Consider the following 17444-nt stretch of genomic DNA (forward strand, 5'->3'; position numbering starts at 1 on the left):
CCGCTTCTGCTTCTGCTGCTTCCGCGGGTCACTTGCCGCCGTTGATCACGGACTCCTTGACGGCGCCGTCCTGGGCGCCCCACTTCTGGAGGATCTTCGCGTACTCGCCGTTCTTGATGATCGCGTTCAGCGCGGCCTGCAGCGCGTCGCGCAGCTGGGTGTCCTTCTTGGCCACGGCGATGCCGTACGGAGCTGCCTCGACCTGCTGGCCGACGATCTGGAAGTCCTTGCCGCCGCCGGAGGTCTTCACCGCGTACGCGGCGACCGGGAAGTCGGAGGAGGCCGCGTCCACACCGCCCGAGCGCAGCCGGGTCTGGGACTGCTGGTCGTCGTCGAACGGCTCGATGGTGAGCTTCTTGCCGCTCGGACACTTCTTGGCCTCCTGCTTGGCCAGGTCCTCCGAGACGGTGCCGCGCTCCACGGCGATCTTCTTGCCGCACAGGTCCGACCAGCCGTTGATGCCCTGGGTGTCGCCCTTGCGGGTGTAGATGGAGACGCCGGCGGTCAGGTAGTCGACGAAGTCGACGCCCTCGCCGACCTTCTTGCCCGTGTCCGGGTCGACGCCCTCCTGGCGGTTCTTGTTGTCGGTCATGGCCGACATGGCTATGTCGTAGCGGCCCGAGCGCAGACCGGTGAGCAGGGCGTCGAACGTGCCGTTCTGGAAGTCCAGCGTCACGCCGAGCTGCTTGCCCATGGCCGCCGCGAGGTCCGGGTCCAGGCCGACGGCCTTGCCGGAGGAGTCCTTGAACTCCACGGGGGCGTACGCGATGTCCGAACCGACCTCGATCTTGCCCTTGTCCCGGATCTCCTTGGGGAGCTTGTCGGCCAGCGGGGCGCTGCTGACGGAAGCGCCGGAGTCCTTGCTCTTGTCCTTCGTCTGGTCACCGCAGCCGGTGAGCAGCAGGGCGCCCGCGACCGCGATCGCACCGGCCGCTGCCAGACGGGAGCGTGCGGCGGTCGTACGACGGGTGGAGCTTGCGGTCATCGTGGTTCCTCCGGCGAGTGGGAAGGTGCCGATGGGTCAGCGAGAGCACACACCTTCGGGTGTCGCGACCTCGTGGGTTTACGGCATCTTGCCATTCGGACTACGCCGTTCAGGGGTGCAGCTATGTCAAAATCGGATAACGGGTCACCCCCGAACCGCATCAGGTCGGTACATCCTTGGTAGTTCACCACCGAACCGTCTGCGGGAATCCAGCCTTCCGGCCGGAAAACCTTCGGCGCGTCTCACGATGTGGTCGCCGCGGGCGCCGGCCTACCAGCGTCTTCGCACGCCCGACGCGGTTGTCAGCCGCGTGTCATCCAGGTGTGGCTTTCTGGTTCCGAGATGTGACCTTGCACCTAATGGACTCGTCGTGGGCACCGTCCGTCCGGTAAGAAGGTTCTTTACACCCCTCATCCGGGGCTCAGGGCGCGTGTGCGGCGCGCCCGTCGCGTATGGCCCGTACGTATCACCAATCGGGCGGTGCGCGGTGCCCGCCCACCCCTCACCAGGAGTGGTCGACCCTCAAACCATGCATACCTAAGGGGTAAAACGAAGTGGCAGCGGAGATCGTCAATCCTCGCAGCGACAGCAAAACGGACCAGGACGGCGGGGCCGAGCCCCTCGATTCCTTCGATCCGGCGTTCGCGCTGCACCGCGGCGGCAAGATGGCCGTGCAGGCCACCGTGCCGGTCCGTGACAAGGACGACCTTTCCCTCGCGTACACGCCCGGCGTCGCTCGCGTGTGCACCGCGATCGCGGAACAGCCGGAGCTGGTCAACGACTACACATGGAAGTCCTCCGTGGTCGCCGTCGTCACCGACGGTACGGCCGTGCTCGGACTCGGGGACATCGGTCCCGAGGCCTCCCTCCCCGTGATGGAGGGCAAGGCGATCCTGTTCAAGCAGTTCGGCGGCGTCGACGCGGTGCCGATCGCGCTCGACTGCACCGACGTGGACGACATCGTCGAGACCGTCGTCCGGCTCGCCCCGTCCTTCGGCGGAGTGAACCTGGAGGACATCTCGGCGCCCCGGTGCTTCGAGATCGAGCGCCGGCTCCAGGAGCGCCTGGACATCCCGGTCTTCCACGACGACCAGCACGGTACGGCCGTCGTGACGCTCGCGGCGCTGCGGAACGCGGCGCGGCTCAGCGGGCGGGAGATCGGGCAGCTGCGGGCCGTCATCTCGGGCGCCGGCGCGGCCGGTGTGGCCATCGCCAAGATGCTGGTCGAGGCCGGCATCGGGGACGTGGCCGTGGCGGACCGCAAGGGCGTCGTGTCGGCCGACCGGGAGGACCTGACCCCGGTCAAGCGGGAGCTCGCGGGCTTCACCAACAAGGCCGGCATCTCGGGCTCGCTGGAGGACGCCCTCGCGGGCGCGGACGTCTTCATCGGCGTCTCCGGCGGTACGGTCCCGGAGGAGGCCGTGGCCTCCATGGCCAAGGGCGCCTTCGTGTTCGCGATGGCCAACCCGAACCCCGAGGTGCACCCGGAGGTCGCGCACAAGTACGCGGCCGTGGTGGCGACCGGGCGGTCCGACTTCCCGAACCAGATCAACAACGTGCTGGCGTTCCCGGGCATCTTCGCTGGCGCGCTGCAGGTGCGGGCCACTCGGATCACCGAGGGGATGAAGATCGCCGCGGCGGAGGCGCTGGCCGCGGTGGTCGGCGACGATCTCGCCGCCGACTATGTGATTCCCTCGCCGTTCGACGAGCGGGTCGCTCCGGCGGTCACGGCGGCGGTTGCGGCCGCCGCGCGGGCCGAGGGCGTTGCTCGTCGCTGACGTTGCGCTGAATGGCCCCGTCCGTTCTTGGGTTCGGGCGGGGCCATTTTTTTCACCCGCCCGCCCGACTCGGGCGGCGCAAGGGTGGCCAGAGGGGGACTCGGCGCTGAAGAGGTGCCCCGCGGTGGCGTCGGCGCCGGCCTGCGCCGCTTGGGTGGCCCTGCGCAAGAGGGCATGTGTCACAGACCCTCGCTGTTCCGTCGGCTGATCAACGCACCTATCGTCGGCTGCATGTTCGCTGTCTACGCCGCCCGAATCGACCGCGACCAGCCGCTCACCGGCCTGGAGTTGGGGGAGCGTCCGGCTCCCGAGGCCCGGCCCGGCTGGAGCACCGTCACGGTGCGTGCCGCCTCTCTCAACCACCACGACCTCTGGTCCCTGCGGGGCGTCGGCCTCCCGGAGGACCGGCTGCCGATGATCCTCGGCTGTGACGCCGCCGGTGTCGACGAGGACGGCAACGAGGTCGTCCTGCACTCCGTCATCGGCCAGACCGGTTACGGAGTCGGCCCCGACGAGCCGCGCTCCATCCTCACCGAGCGCTACCAGGGCACCTTCGCCGAGCAGGTCGCCGTGCCGACCTGGAACGTGCTGCCCAAGCCCAAGGAGCTGTCCTTCGCCGAGGCGGCCTGTCTGCCGACGGCCTGGCTGACGGCGTACCGGATGCTGTTCACCAACGCCGGAGTACGGCCCGGCGACTCGGTCCTCGTGCAGGGCGCGGGCGGCGGTGTCGCCACGGCCGCGATCGTGCTCGGCAAGTCGGCGGGGCTGCGCGTCTTCGCCACCAGCCGGGACGAGGCCAAGCGGAAGCGGGCGGTGGAGCTGGGGGCCGTGGAGGCGGTGGAGCCGGGGGCCCGGCTGCCGCAGCGGGTGGACGCCGTGATCGAGACCGTGGGCGCCGCCACCTGGTCCCACTCGGTGAAGTCGCTGCGGCCCGGCGGCACGATCGTCATCTCCGGTGCCACCAGCGGGGACCGGCCCTCGCACGCGGAGCTGACCCGGATCTTCTTCCTGGAGCTGAAGGTCGTCGGCTCCACCATGGGCACCAAGGAGGAGCTGGAGGACCTGCTCTCCTTCTGCGCCGCTACCGGGGTGCGGCCCGTCATCGACGAGGAACTGCCGCTGGACCGCGCCCGCGAGGGCTTCGAGCGGCTCGCGTCGGGGGAGCACTTCGGGAAGATCGTGCTGACCAACTCCTGAGGTCCTTCGGGAAGGTGGTCGTCGGGCGGGTCCGGGTGTCCGGGCCCGCCCTTTCCCATGCCGCGATGTCAACTTGGGTTGACATGGGCGCTTGTCAACGTAGGTTGACATCATGACCGAGGCAACCGATCTCGCCGAGCGCGCCGGCGACCGTGATCCGCGGGTCGGACTGCGGGCCGTGGCCGCGCTGCGCAGGCTGCTGGAGCAGCTGGAGGCGGTACAGGTGCGCAGTGCGCGCAATCAGGGCTGGTCGTGGCAGGAGATCGCGGCGGAGCTCGGAGTCAGCAGGCAGGCCGTGCACAAGAAGTACGGGAGGCAATGATGTTCGAACGCTTCACCAAGGACGCCCGTGAGGTCGTGAAGGGAGCGTTCGTCCACTGTGAACGCTCGGGTGAAGAGACCGTCGGTGCCGAGCATCTGCTGCTCGCCCTTCTCGACCGGGACGGCAGCCGGGCCTCCTTCGCGCTGGCCGCACTTGGGCTCGGGGAGCGCAAGGCGTCCGTACGGCAGGCGCTGGACGAGGCGCGGCGGCGCGGCGGGCTGTCCCGGGCCGACTCGGACGCGCTGGCGGGGCTCGGGATCGATGTGTCGGAGATCGTCGCCCGGGTCGAGGAGGTGCACGGTGTCGGGGCGATGTCCGGCGACCCGGAGGACCGCCGCCGGCCCGGGCGGCGGCCGGGCTTCGGCCGGGGCGCCAGGACCGTCCTGGAGAGGTCGCTGCGGGTCGCCGTCGGACACCGCGACCGGCACATCGGGGACGAGCACCTTCTGCTCGCGCTGACCGTCCTGCCCGGAGTGGTGGGCGAGGTGCTGGCGGACCACGGGGTGACGCACGCGTCCGTGACTCGTGTGCTGTACGGAGCGGGCGAGGCGCAGGTCGGCTGAGGCATCGGCCTGCTGCGGCACCGGTTCGCCGAGGCGCAGGCCGGCTGAGGCGCCGGCCTCTGAGGGGTATCGGCTCGACGGGGCCGCCGGGTGCCGACCCGCTCCCGCCCCGTCAGGCCTTCGGAGTCCGCAGGAGCGCGCCGATGTTGGCCGCCGCCGTGGACAGATGGCGGCGGGCCTCCCGGAGCTGGGTGGGGGTGACTCCGTGGTCGCGGGCCGCGTCGCGGATGTCGTCGCGGAAGCGGTCCAGGAGTCGGTCCAGGTCGCGGGCCGGTTCGCCGGTGGAGTCCTCGTGGGCCCAGGTGGGTTCGTACTCGGCCGGGAAGTCCTCCTCCGCAGAGACGTAGTGCGTGTCCGCCGGTGTGGGGGTGGGCTTCGGCGCCGGTCCCCCGGGGGTGCGGGGGGAGCCCCAGTACTTGCCGAAGTCTCCCAGCTCCCTGGTCAATTCGGACAGGCCCTCGCGGACGCCCGTCGGCCAGTCGCCCTGGGCGAAGTGGTCCTGGACGCGGTCCTGGACCCGGCGGGCGATGCGCTGCACCTCCTCCTGCGCCTGGGCCCGCGCCCGCGCCTGCGCCTCCTGCGCCTGATGGCGGGCCCGCTGGGCCTCCTCGCGGGCCCGGCGGCTCTCGTCCTTGGCGCGGCGCGCCTGCTCCTTCCACTCCTGCTTGGCCCGGCGCATCTCCTCCTTGGCGGCCTTCCACGCCTCCTTGTCGCCCAGATCGCCGTACTCCCCGAAGGGGCCCGGGCCCGCGCCGGCCTTCGCGCCCCGGCGGGCCTCGGAGGCGGCGGCGCGCATCTCGCGGCGCAGATCGCCGGCCGCGCCTCGCACGTCGGCCTGTATCTCGGCGGCCAGTTCGGCGACCGACTCGCGGATCTCCAGCTCCAGATCGGCCAACTCGCCGCTACGGTCAGCCAGTTCGGCGCGGCCCGCGTCCGTGATGGCGTACACCTTGCGGCCGCCCTCGGTGGTGTGCCTGACCAGGCCCTCGGCCTCCAGCTTGGCCAGCCGGGGGTAGACCGTGCCCGCCGAAGGGGCGTACAGACCCTGGAAGCGCTCCTCCAGAAGCCTGATCACCTCATAGCCGTGGCGCGGGGCCTCGTCGAGCAGCTTGAGCAGATACAGGCGGAGGCGCCCGTGGGCGAAGACGGGGGGCATGTCAGAGCACCTTCTTGTCGGTCGTGCCGTCGGCCGGGGCGTCGATGCCGTCGGAGGCGTCGGCGCCCCGGCCGGAGAGGGAATTGTCCCCCGCGGTGGCCGGGCCGCCTGCGGCGGGGGCGGTGCCTGGGTCCCGTGGGGCCGCGTAGGAGCCGGAGGAGCCGGAGGGTTCTGCGAGCCGGGTGGCCTCCCACGGGGTGTCCGTCTCGCCCTCCTCGTGCGGCGGGCGGCGCAGCAGGGCGATCGAGCCGGAGACCGTGGTGGCCCGCAGCCTGCCCGTGCCCGCGCCGAGGCGGCCGGTGATCTTGTGGGCGCCCCACTGGCCGTGCACCCGCAGTCCGTCGAAGGCGTTGGAGATCGTGCCGCTCGCGGTGTTGGCCTCCACCTCGGCGTCCGCCGGGTGGGGCAGGCGGATGGCGATCTCGCCGGAGACGGTGGTGAGGTTGACCTCCGTCGGGCCGTCCGGGTCCAGGTCGACGATCATGGAGCCGCTGACCGAGTCGGCGCGGACGGAGCGGCCGGAGCCCGAGACCACCGTCAGGTCTCCCGAGACCGATTTGAACCGGAGGTCGCCGGTGACCGCCTGGGCTTCCAGGTTTCCCGACACGGTGTCCGCGCGGACCGGGCCCGAGAGGCCGACCAGGGTCGTGTCGCCGGTCACTCCCTTGACCACTGCCGGGCCGCGGACGCCGGAGACGACCGCGCCGGCGCCGACCACGCCCACCTCCACGCGGGTGTCGGCGGGGACCGCCAGGGAGACGACCGCGCTGCGCCGCCAGCCTTTGCGGTCGAGCCACTTGAGGAAGCCCTTCCAGGGCAGGTCCTCGTAGGCGACCGTGAGGGTGTCGCCCTGCTGGGTGACCACCAGGGGTGGGCCTTCGATCTCCGAGATCTCGAGGCGGGCGGAACCCTCGTCCGTGCCCACCACGTTCACCGTTCCGTTGACGATGCGGACCTGGAGGTCGCTCACGCGAGTGTCGAAGGTCAGCTTCTGGGGCTCGTTGACGGACCACACGGACATGGGAGACCTCCTAGGCCGGATACAAGGCGACACGCCATATCGCGTTCTCCAGGAAACACGATATATCGTGGTGCCGGGAAGTCAAGGCACTCTTTCGTGTGAGTGCGTACGCCTCATATCGGGCGCGACATGGGCGAACTGCCTAGCGTGTCTGCCATGCCGACGGACGCGTTCCAGGGCGGACACCGGGCCGCCTCCGCCACCGGGGCCCTGCTGCTGTGCCGGGCCCAGCCGGAGTCCGTCGCCCTTCTCGCCCCGCTGCTGCGCGAGCGGATGGGGCTCACGCGCGCGGGCGATCGCTGGACGGTGCTGGTGCCTGAGGGGAGTCCGTGGCGGGGAGGCGGTACCCGAGGTGAACCGGTAGACCGGGTGCTCACCGGCTGGGCCTCCGCGCTCGCCGTCGGGTCGTCCTGGCCCGTGCTCGCGCTGTGGTGGGACGCCGACCGCGCCGGTTACACCCTCGCGTCCGGGTTCCGCCGCCCCGTCGGATACGTCTGGCTGGCCAACGGCACACCGGCGGGTGAGGGCGAGGCGATGCGCACCTTCGCGGCTCGGCTGGGGCTGGATCCGGTGCTGGACGTGCAGGCCCTCGACGGACTGACCGCGGTGGACTCCGACGCGGACGGGCCGGCACGGATGCGGGGGCTGATCGCGGTCCTCACCCGCGCGGGTGTCGCGTTGCCGGCCGGTCTTGTGCCCGGGGAGGGCGCCGATCGGCTGCTGGAGGCCGCGGCGCAGGTGCCCGGTGGGGTGCGGTGGATCGAGGGGGCCGGGTGGCGGGAGGCGGTACCGGTGGAGTCCGCGGCGGGGGAGCCGGTGGGCGGCGCCAGGGGGCTCGGGGTGTGGGTGCCGGGGTCGGGGGATCCGCGGGCTCGATGGCTCGGGCTGGTGCAGGTGGGGGCGGGGGTGCCGGTGACCGCGTGGGGGATCTGGCGACGGCGAGGCGGATGGGTGGCGGCGGGGGTACTGCTGCTGGCGCACGGGGCGCTGGGGATGGCGTACGAAGGCGTGCGCGGGCGCGGATGACTGCGTGCGCCGGGGTGTGGCGCGGGTGCGCTGCCGCTGGGCCTGCCTCTGAGGTGCCCCGAGCTGGGGCTGGGCGGGGTTCGCGGGGCGCCCGGTGCCGGCCGCCCGCCAACGGGGCGTTTCGCTCGCCCGCGCCGACGGGTGCCGCTGCGCCCACCCGTGCCGCCCCAGCGGCACGCGTGCCCGCAGCCACGCGGGCTGCGGCGGAGCACTGCGCGGCCGGCCGCCGGACGGCCCGCAGCCGCGTACGGTCTCGAACGACGCGGTGGGTGGGCACCGCCCGAGCGGCACGAGTGCCCGCACCCACGCGGGCCGCGGCGGTGGTCCCGCCCCCGCACGAACCCCGCGCCGCGCACCCCCGAACGTTGCATACGCTGTCTCTGTAGCCACCACCGGCATTGATGTTCACGCAGGAGACGCACCCCATGTACTTCACCGACCGCGGTATCGAGGAGTTGGAGAAGCGGCGCGGCGAGGAAGAGGTCACCTTTGAGTGGCTGGCCGAGCAGCTGCGCACGTTCGTGGATCTCAACCCCGACTTCGAGGTGCCCGTAGAGCGGCTGGCCACCTGGCTCGCCCGGCTCGACGACGAGGACGACGAGTAGCCCCCTGGAGCCCGTGGCGTAGGAGCAGGTCCTCCCCCTCCCCCCTCCCCTTTCCCGGGAGTTAGCCTTCTTCTCCCATCAGCGAACGGGGGCGTCATGGCTGGCGGAGTCGAGCGGATACGGCTGGACGACGGGACGGTCGTCTGGGCCAGGATCGGGGAGAGGGACGGAGACGAGGGCGGTTACGGCGAGGGATACCGGGACACCTCTCTCGGAGATCGCGTCATCGACATGGCGGGAGGTCTCGCCGGCACGGTCGGCGGAGTCGTGCGCTCCCTGCGCGCCGGTCTGGACGCACCGGCCCCCGTCGAGGTCTCCGTCAGCTTCGGCATCGAACTGACGGCGCAGGCGGGCAAGATCGTGAGCGCGATCGCGGAGGGCGGCGGCAAGTCGTCCCTGACCGTGTCCCTGACCTGGACCGAACCGGCCACCGCGGCCGACGGCGCGGATCCCGCACAGCCCGGCGGCACGGTCGTAGCGCCGCGGTCCCCGGCCTCCGGCGCCGTATGAGCGCCTTCGCCGAGATGGTGCGCCCCTCCCTCGCACGCATCGGCGCACCGGGTGACGGGTATGCAACGGACCGTGACCCGTACTGGGGATCGGGCTTCTTCATAGCCCCGGGCTGGCTGTTGACCTGCGCCCATGTCGTGGGGAAGGGGGGAGCCGAGGTGTGCCGAGGGGAGAGCGCCATGAGCGTGACCTGGCTGGAGCGCACCTTTGCCGACGGCTGGACGGAACGCACCGGCACCGGCACCGCCCGGCTCCTCGCCCCCCGTCCCGAGGCCGCGCAGGCAGTGCGTGACCGCTGGTCGTTCCCCGACCTCGCGCTCGTCCAGGTGACCGGCGCCGACGACGTGCCCTGTCTGTGGCTGGCCGACCGGGAGGCCGGCCCCCGCACCCCCGTCGGCCTCTACGGCTGGTCCGTGCAGACCGGCGAACTGGGCATCCGGCACGGCGACGGAGAACTCGCCGGCGCCGACGCGCGTGCTCTGCTGCTCACCGGGAGCCTGCCGGTCGGCGGGCTGTCCGGCGGCCCGGTGCTCGATCTGCGGCACGGCTCGGTCATCGGCGTGATCAAGGGACGGCGGACGGAGGACGGCGTCGCCGTCCCGGTCACCGCGCTGTCCGAACTGCTCGACCTGAGGGACGGCGGCCGCACGGTGCGCGAGGTGCTGCGCGCACACGACCTGCACCATCTGCGCCGCCTCGAAGACGCTTCCCTCTCCTCACCCTTCCCGGCGCACCCCGACTGGACCTCATTCCAGGCCGAACTGCCCGGGCACGCGCCCTCGGTCACCGGGATCGGCGCCGAACTGCGCACCCGGCTGTACGGCCACCTCGCGCACCTGCCGCCGCCGGCCGGCGCGGGCGAGGTGGTCCACCTCGTGGAGGACGTGAAGGAACAGGTGCGCGGCGAGCGCCTGCTCTCGCTGGTGCTGCGCAACGCGCGGACCTGGCGCGAGGGCGCCGGGCTGCTGTCCGGGCTGCGCACCCTGCAGCCGGGCGGCGGCGGCACGCTGGTCGATCTGGACGCCGTGCTGCTCTACGCGGCGAAGGTCGCCCGCAGGACGGCATGGGAGCGCGCCGACGAGATGGACCCCGCCCGGCTCGGCGCCTTCACCTCCTGGATCGCCGGTCAGGCCGCCGGGCACCGGCACTGGGCGGTCGGCGAGGCCATCCGCGCCCTGCTGGAGGGCATCGACAGCCGTCAGAGCCCATCGGCTGCCCCCTGTGTCGGCGCGGAAGAGAGCACGGGCGGCGAGGCCGCCGAGTGGTCCGCCGTACCGCCCGACGCCCGGACCGACGTCCTGGTCAAGGTCGGCGCGCCCATGTACGACGGCCGGTATCCGTGGAGCGTGCAGCTGATCTACGACGGTCAGGACGTCACCCCGGTCGCCGCCGACGACCGGGGCGTGCCCGCCGACGAGCTGGTGCGGGCGCTGCGCGAGCCGCTGGCCCGGGCGCTGAGCCAGGGTGATCACGGCGAGCATCTGGCCGCCATCGAGGTGTTCCTGCCCCGCAGGCTGTTCGACCTGCCGGTGGACGAGTGGCAGCTGCTGTCCGAACCGCCCGGCGGGGAGGGGCCCATGGGCGACGAGGACGCCGAGGACGAGTTCGTGGACGAGCGGGCGATGCCGCTCGGGATGCGGCGGACCGTCGTCGTCCGGGACGTGCGCCGCACCGCCCTGGCGCCCTCCCCGGAGTGGCGCCGGCGCTGGAGCGGTGTGCGGAAGGGGCCGCTCACGGGCGAGACGCTGCACGGACGGCCGGCGGCCGAGGGGCATCCGCCCGGCGCCCGCCCCGGCGGCCGCTTCGCGTACTACGGCGCCCTGACCGGGATGGCCGACGGGTGCGTACCGGTGTACTGCGGGCCCGTGGGCAGCGGAGAGGGGCTGGCCGCGATGAACGACGCGCTGCGGGCCGGGCACTCGGTGGTGCTGTGGCGCCGGGACCGGCACGACCACGAGGAGTGCGGGGCCTTCCACCGGCAGGCCGCCGACCTGCTGAAGGCGGCCCGGCACGCGGGCGGGCTGCACGGTCCGGTGCGTGACCTGCGCATCCGGCTCGCCGACGCGGACACCGCCCGCGGGCACGGGCTGTGCGGGAAGGTCGCCGTACTCTTCGACCCGCCGGACCGGCCGCCGTTCGGCGCGGAGGCGATGCGGCCGCCGCCGCAGGCCGCGCCCGACGGCTGACCCGGCCGCGCGCGGACCCGCCGCCGGCCCGCGGACACGCCGTCAACCTGCTTGATCCACAAGGCCGTTCGTCCGGCCGGAAGTGAACGCCGGGCGCCCCGAACCTCGGCAGCCACGGCCCGCTGGCGGTAGCCTCATAGGCCGGACGACCGGGACCCGCTTCATGATCACCAGAGCCGGGAGGAGCCCAAGGTGAACGACTGGCGGATCTACCGCGGAGTGGGTCAGCCGCACGACGGCGTACGGCGGTTGCCGGCGCCGCCGCCCTGGCGTGACTTCGCGGCGTCCCGGGAGAACGGGGCGGCGGGCCCGGAGGACCCGAGCAGCGCCCGCCGGCTCGGGGTCCGCCGCCGGCTGGTGGAGAGCTACGCGCCCCGGCCCGCCGAGGTCGACGCCGTCAACGCGGCCCTGTATCTGCGCCGGCCCCTGCTGGTGACCGGCAACCCGGGCACCGGCAAGTCCACCCTGGCCTACGCGATCGCGCACGAACTGGGCCTCGGCAGGGTGCTGCGCTGGCCGATCGTCAGCCGTACGTCCCTCCAGGACGGCCTGTACCGCTACGACGCGATAGGCCGCCTGCAGGACGTCCAGCTGGAGCGGGCCCGGGGCGGCGGCCAGGACGCGGCGAGCCCCTCCGGGATCGGGTCGTACATCCGGCTCGGGCCGCTCGGCACCGCGCTGCTGCCCGCCGACGAGCCGCGCGTGCTGCTGATCGACGAGCTCGACAAGAGCGACCTCGACCTGCCCAACGACCTGCTGAACACCCTGGAGGAGGGGGAGTTCGCGATCCCGGAGCTGGAGCGGCTGGCCGACCGCGAGCCCGTGGTCGAGGTGCTCGACCACGACGGCGACCGGGTGGCCGTGCACGGCGGACGCGTCGCCTGCACCGCCTTCCCGGTGATCGTCCTGACCTCCAACGGCGAACGAGACTTCCCCGCCCCGCTGCTGCGCCGCTGCATCCAGCTGGAGCTGGAGGCGCCCGGCGAGGAGCAGCTGACCGCCATGGTCGAGGCACATCTCGGTCCGGAGGGCGTCGCCGCGGGCGGCGAGCTGATCCGGCGGTTCCTGGAGCGCGAGCCGGGCGAGGTGCTCGCCGCGGACCAGTTGCTCAACGCCCTCTTCCTCACCCGGCACGACCCGCGCGCACAGAGCCTCACCCGGGAGCGCATCGCCGAGATGCTCATGCAGCCGCTCGACCGTACGAGGTGATGGCCGGATGCCCGGCATGGGTCTGGACGAGCTGATCGGCAAGCTGCGCCAGGGCGGGCTCGACCCGACCGCCGAGGACGTGGCGGACGCGCTCTGGCTGGCCGGGCGGCTCGGCGCGGGCCCGGCGCGCCACGGCCCCGGGCCGTCCCCGGCCGAGCCCGGCCCACCCCTCCGGGACGGCACGCCGGCACCGGCCACGCAGGACACCCCGGACGCTCCGCCGGATCCCGGCACCGGCCCGCGTCCGTCCCGCGCGGAGCACTCCACCGCCCCCGTGCCGCTGCACATGCGCACGCCAGGCTCCGGTCCCGCGCGTGCGCAGTCCGAGGGCGCCCCGGTCGCGTTCCCCGTCCGCGCCCCCGCCGCCGGCGCGCTGCCCGGACTGCTCGGCCTGGAGCAGGCCCTGCGCGCCCTCGGCCGCTACCGGACCGCCTCCGCCCGCCCCGAGGACGAGCGGATCGACGAGGAGGCCACCGCCGACCGGGCCGCCGCCGGCGGCATCCTGCTGCCCGTCACCCGGCCCGGCCGCCGCCGGCGCTGTGACGTCCAGCTCCTCATGGACACCGGCCCCGCGATGGCCGTGTGGGGCCGGATGGTCGAGGAGCTGCGCCAGGCCTGCCAGCAGTCCGGAGCGTTCGCCTCCGTGCGGGTCCATCAGCTGTACCTGGGGGATGCGGGTGTCCCCCTCGTGGGGACGACCGCCGGCCCCGGCCGGCGCACCCGGTTACGCCCCGCCGACGAGCTGCACGACCCCACCGGCCGCCGGGTCACCTTCGTCATCAGCGACTGTGTGGGCCCGCTCTGGCAGAACGGCAGCGCCCAGCGGCTGCTGCACCAGTGGCCGCGCAGCGCCCCGCTCGCCGTCGTCCAGCCGCTGCCGCCGCGCCTGTGGGGCCGTACCGCGCTGCCCGCCGAACCCGGACTGCTGGTGCGCGGCGGCGAGACCGGCGGACGCCTGGCCTTCCTCCCCGACGACGAACCGTGGGAGGAACCGGCCGCCGACGCCCGGCCGGTGCCGGTGCTCACACCCACCCCGGACGCCTTCGGCGCCTTCGCCCGGCTGCTCGCGGGCACCGGGCCCACCCCTGAGCGCGCCTGGGCCGCGCTCACCGGCCCCGGTACGGTCCCGCCGCCCCCGCCCGTCGGCGCCGGCCCGCCGAGCGACGACGACCTGCTGCGGGCCTTCCGCGCCGGGGCCTCGCCCGGTGCGCTGCGCCTCGCGGTCTACCTTGCCGCGGCCCCGCTCACCCTGCCCGTGATGCAGCTCGTGCAGCGGGCCATGCTGCCCGACACCGGGCCCATGGAGCTGGCCGAGGTGCTGCTCGGCGGACTGCTGACCCAGCTCCCGGGCACCGCCGACCAGCCCTGCTTCGCCTATCCGCCCCGGGTCCAGGACCTGCTGCTGTCCTCCCTGGACCAGGACACCGCCGGACTCGTCCTCAAACACTGCTCGGCCTATGTGGAGCGGCACTTCGGCCGGGGCACCCGCAACTTCGCCGCGCTCGCGGCCGTGCGGCTCACCGACCACGACCCGGACGGCGGCGCCGGGCCGCTGCCCGAGGGGACCGGGGCGTGGGACGAGGGCGGCAGCGTCGAGGCCGAGCTGTTCGCCCGGGTGCCCGCCCGGGTGCTGCGCTTCTACCAGCCCGAGCACCCCGCTCGCGATCCGCTCACCGAGGGCGGTCGGCTGTTCGAGGAGTGGCGGCGCCGCGGCGATCCGGAGACGCTGCGGCAGGCCCGCGACCTCGCCCGTACGGCGGTGACAGGTCCGGCGCTGGTGCCAGGCACTGCCGCACGGGCCCGGCTGCTGCTCGGCCGCGTGCTGCGCGCGGAGGCGGGCACGGCGGCCGCACGCGCCGCGGGCCGCCGCGAGGAACTGCTCCGCGAGGCGGTCACCGAGCTCGCCGCCGCGTACGGGACGGCCGTCGCCGACAGCCGCGAGCGCGCCGAGACGGCCCTCGAACTGGCCTCCTTGCGGCGGGAGTTGTGGCAGCTGGTGGCGCAGGACGAGCTGCTCGTGGCGGCGCTGGAGGTGCTCGACCCGGACCGTGCGCCGTGGCCGGGGCCGGCGGAGGCGGCGCGCGCCTGGGTGCGTCTGCGACAGGACGGGTCCGACGGGACGGGTGAGGGTGCCGTCGACACCGAGGACGTCCCCTGGGCCGTCGGTGCGCACCGGGCCCGGCTGCTGTTGCGCGGCCGGCTGCTGCTCACGTTGCGGCGCGCCGGTGCCGCCGTGCCCGAACTCAGGGAAGGCTGTGCGCTGTTGGACCTCGAAGAGGCCGCTGACGCCGTACGGGCCCCGGCGCTGCTCGATCTCGCGCGGGCGCTGCGGGCCACCGGGGCCGACGAGGCGGAGACGCGCCGGGCGCTGGAGCGGGCCGAGCGGGCGGCCGGTGAGGATCCCGCGCTGCTGCTGCCCTGCCTCGCCGCCCTGGCCGCGTTCCACGACGAGGCGGGGGAGGCGCGCGAGGCCGACGCGGCCTACGAGCGGGCCGCGCTGCTCGCCCCGGCCGACAGCACCCGGCGCTGCGAACTTCTCACCGCCTGGGGCGAGTCGCTGCTCCGGCGGGCGTCGGCACGGGACGGCGCCGGCATCGTCGACCGGGCCGAGTATGTGCTCCGCGAGGCGCTGCAGGCCCTGCCGGTGCGCTCCGCGCAACGGGGCCGGCTCCAGGGCCTGGTCGGCAGCGCGCTCGCCCAGCGGTTCCGGCACCTGGGCTTCCTGCCCGACCTGTTCGAGAGCCGGCATCTGCTCGGCCAGGCGGTGCGCGCGGCGGCCGACGCGGCCGTACGCGCCGAGGCGTGGCTCCAGTTGGGGCGGGTACGGCTGGAGGGCTGGCATCACGCGGGGGCGCCCGTGCTGATGGACGCGCTCCAGGCGTACGAGAACGCCGAACGGGAGGCACACGCGGCCCACGGTGGCGATCCGGGCTCGCTGACGGCGGCCCGCGCCCGGCACGGCAGCGGGGCGGTGCTCGCCCTGATGGGACGCCCGGCAGCGGCGCGCGGCGCGTTCCGGGCGGCCCGGGACCAGTGGCAGCGGCTCGTCGGCGCGCTGCGGGAGGTCGACTGGGCCGACGTCGAGCTGACCCGCACGGCGCAGGAGCAGCTGACGGAACTCGACGAGGCGCGGTGGACGCCGGAGGAGCGGTGGCACCGGATGGCTCCGCCCTGGTGGCCCTGGACCCAGGAGTGGGCCAACCCGGCCGATGCTGACCGGAGTTGAGCCGTCCAGGGTTTCTGCCTCCGGCCTGTCGGGAAGAACTGGGCAGCCATGACGGCCGTGCGGGGCGGACGTGGGCAGGGAGGAGCCGAGCGTGGCGGAGCAGACGAAGGAGGAGGTCGGCCCGGGCGAGGAAGCCGGTCGGTCCGTGTTTCTGCCCGACCTGACCGGTGTGGACCTGCGCACTCTGCGCGCCATGGACGATCCGGGGCTCACGGCGCTGGTCGACGAGGTCCTGGCGTCGGCCCAGCGGTGTGGTGAGGTCTGGTACACCGGTGGGGACTACAGCCCCGTCGAACCGGGACCGCCCGGCCGGTCGTTTCCAGCCACCCGTACGGAGCTGGTACGGGGTGAGGAACGGCCGGGATGACCCTGGTGTCCGTGCCGCGCGACACGTTCGCGGAACTCGCCGGGACCCGGCCCCGCCCGGCCGCCCTGGCCGCGCTCGCAGAAGGGCTGCACGCCCGACGCCTGCTCCTGCTCAAATCGCTCGCCGTCCGGGTGGAGCGCGGCGGCGGTCCGGCCCGCCGGGACTTCGAGGCGGACTGGGCCCTGCTGGAAGAGGCCGAGCGCACCGACGCCCGAGCGGTCCGTGAGGTCGTCGACTACCCGATGACCGGTGCCTGGCTGGCCGAGACGCTCGGCGCGCCCGACGGCCCCGCCTTCCACGGACAGCTCGCGCAGTTCCGGGGCCTGGCCGCCGCCGCGGCCGTCCGCGCGGGCCACCGGATCGCGGTGACGGTCCCGCCCGCCGCCGGCTTCCTCGTGCTGCCCGGACTCGGCGTCCTCGACCCGGCGGCGGGCCGCGCACACCTGGACGGCCGCAGCGGCAGCGTCCGGCTCCCGGACGGCCCCGGCCGCGAGAACGTCGTACCCCTGTACGCCCCCGCGGTGCGGTGGGCCGGGCCGCGGCGGCCGGCCCGGCGCGGCTGGTCGGCCCTCGGCACGCTCCCGGGCGGGGCCGTCGTATTCGACGATCTGCACCCCCAGCGGGTGCCGCCCGGGGGCATCGGCCCCGGGGCGCTGCCCCCGGCCGAGCGGGCGCGCTCCGCCCAGGCGGTGTGGGCCCGGCGGTGGCGGGAGGCCCACGCGCTGCTCCGGACGACGGATCCCGAGCGTGTCGCCGAGATCGGTGCGGTGCTGCGGGCCGTGGTGCCCCTGGCCTCGCCCCGGCGCGGCGGCCCCGCCATGAGCGCCACTCTGCAGACCGCGCCGGGCGCCGTGCTCTCCCAGCTCCCGGCGAGCGGTGCTGACCTGGCGGAGTCCCTGGTCCACGAGGCGCACCACACCAAGCTGGCGGCCCTGCACGAACTGGTTCCGCTGTGCCGCCCGGGTGGAGCCGCCGTGCACCGGGTGGGCTGGCGCGCCGATCCGCGGCCCGTGGCGGGCGTCCTGCACGGGGCATACGCCCATCTGGCGCTGAGCGACCTGTGGTGGCGGGCGAGGAGCGGGGCGACGGCCGGACGGGCCTGGCGGCGGCGGGCCGCCGAGCAGTTCGACCAACACCGCGCACACGTCGGCCAAGCCTTGTCGATTCTCCTTGAATCCGATGAACTGACTTTTGCGGGTGGGCAGTTCGTCCGGGCGATGGCCAGATCCCACGCCCGGCTCGGCGTGGCGAGCCGGGGGCATGAGTGACACTGTGTGCGTGATCGGTCACAGC

At 74.0% G+C, this 17444-nt stretch carries 15 protein-coding genes; 12 read left to right on the forward strand and 3 right to left on the reverse strand.

Annotation, left to right across the window (positions count from 1 at the left end; translation table 11 throughout):
• Positions 1-28 precede the first annotated feature (28 nt).
• The gene (locus tag ACFYOH_RS03660) at positions 29-985 is read right to left on the reverse strand and encodes an ABC transporter substrate-binding protein (protein ID WP_388620765.1); all 957 of its coding nucleotides are present in this window, start codon (positions 983-985) and stop codon (positions 29-31) included.
• Between the two features lie 554 nt (positions 986-1539).
• Between ACFYOH_RS03660 and ACFYOH_RS03665 the strand changes: the two genes are divergently transcribed.
• From ACFYOH_RS03665 to ACFYOH_RS03680, 4 genes are all read left to right on the forward strand, one after another.
• A complete protein-coding gene (locus tag ACFYOH_RS03665; RefSeq protein ID WP_388620767.1) occupies positions 1540-2763 on the forward strand; it encodes an NADP-dependent malic enzyme in 1224 nt (407 codons plus the stop codon).
• Positions 2764-2994: 231 nt separating this feature from the next.
• Complete coding sequence (locus tag ACFYOH_RS03670) at positions 2995-3960, forward strand: zinc-binding dehydrogenase (protein ID WP_388620769.1); 966 nt, start codon at positions 2995-2997, stop codon at positions 3958-3960.
• Between the two features lie 112 nt (positions 3961-4072).
• Positions 4073-4282: a helix-turn-helix domain-containing protein gene (locus ACFYOH_RS03675; RefSeq protein WP_018571396.1), complete on the forward strand. Its 210-nt coding sequence runs from the start codon at positions 4073-4075 to the stop codon at positions 4280-4282.
• A complete protein-coding gene (locus ACFYOH_RS03680) occupies positions 4282-4845 on the forward strand; it encodes a Clp protease N-terminal domain-containing protein (RefSeq protein ID WP_388621080.1) in 564 nt (187 codons plus the stop codon). Before ACFYOH_RS03675 ends, ACFYOH_RS03680 begins: the two co-directional genes overlap by 1 nt.
• 112 nt (positions 4846-4957) lie before the next feature.
• On the opposite strand, the gene ACFYOH_RS03685 is transcribed toward ACFYOH_RS03680, so the two are convergent.
• Both ACFYOH_RS03685 and ACFYOH_RS03690 read right to left on the reverse strand, forming a co-directional pair.
• Positions 4958-6001, reverse strand: coding sequence for a PadR family transcriptional regulator (locus ACFYOH_RS03685; protein ID WP_388620771.1), 1044 nt, complete (start codon positions 5999-6001; stop codon positions 4958-4960).
• A 1-nt stretch (position 6002) separates the two neighbouring features.
• Complete coding sequence (locus ACFYOH_RS03690) at positions 6003-7022, reverse strand: DUF4097 domain-containing protein (RefSeq protein ID WP_388620773.1); 1020 nt, start codon at positions 7020-7022, stop codon at positions 6003-6005.
• Between the two features lie 156 nt (positions 7023-7178).
• Between ACFYOH_RS03690 and ACFYOH_RS03695 the strand changes: the two genes are divergently transcribed.
• From ACFYOH_RS03695 to ACFYOH_RS03730, 8 genes are all read left to right on the forward strand, one after another.
• A complete protein-coding gene (locus tag ACFYOH_RS03695) occupies positions 7179-8048 on the forward strand; it encodes a hypothetical protein (protein ID WP_388620775.1) in 870 nt (289 codons plus the stop codon).
• Between the two features lie 425 nt (positions 8049-8473).
• Positions 8474-8653: a DUF6104 family protein gene (locus ACFYOH_RS03700; protein ID WP_003992906.1), complete on the forward strand. Its 180-nt coding sequence runs from the start codon at positions 8474-8476 to the stop codon at positions 8651-8653.
• Between the two features lie 96 nt (positions 8654-8749).
• Positions 8750-9163, forward strand: coding sequence for a CU044_2847 family protein (locus ACFYOH_RS03705; RefSeq protein WP_388620777.1), 414 nt, complete (start codon positions 8750-8752; stop codon positions 9161-9163).
• Positions 9164-9177: 14 nt separating this feature from the next.
• On the forward strand, positions 9178-11349 hold the full coding sequence (locus ACFYOH_RS03710; RefSeq protein WP_388621081.1) for a trypsin-like peptidase domain-containing protein: 2172 nt from the start codon (positions 9178-9180) through the stop codon (positions 11347-11349).
• 192 nt (positions 11350-11541) lie between these two features.
• Positions 11542-12558, forward strand: coding sequence for an AAA family ATPase (locus tag ACFYOH_RS03715; protein ID WP_388620779.1), 1017 nt, complete (start codon positions 11542-11544; stop codon positions 12556-12558).
• 7 nt (positions 12559-12565) lie between these two features.
• Positions 12566-15784: an SAV_2336 N-terminal domain-related protein gene (locus ACFYOH_RS03720; RefSeq protein WP_388620781.1), complete on the forward strand. Its 3219-nt coding sequence runs from the start codon at positions 12566-12568 to the stop codon at positions 15782-15784.
• 91 nt (positions 15785-15875) lie between these two features.
• The gene (locus ACFYOH_RS03725; protein ID WP_388620783.1) at positions 15876-16151 is read left to right on the forward strand and encodes a hypothetical protein; all 276 of its coding nucleotides are present in this window, start codon (positions 15876-15878) and stop codon (positions 16149-16151) included.
• Positions 16148-17419 (forward strand): aKG-HExxH-type peptide beta-hydroxylase, encoded by a 1272-nt coding sequence (locus tag ACFYOH_RS03730; protein WP_388620784.1) that lies wholly within the window; start codon positions 16148-16150, stop codon positions 17417-17419. The genes ACFYOH_RS03725 and ACFYOH_RS03730 overlap by 4 nt, the downstream gene beginning before the upstream one ends.
• Positions 17420-17444 lie beyond the last annotated feature (25 nt).

This window comes from Streptomyces sp. NPDC007856, assembly GCF_042868225.1.
Lineage (GTDB): Bacteria > Actinomycetota > Actinomycetes > Streptomycetales > Streptomycetaceae > Streptomyces.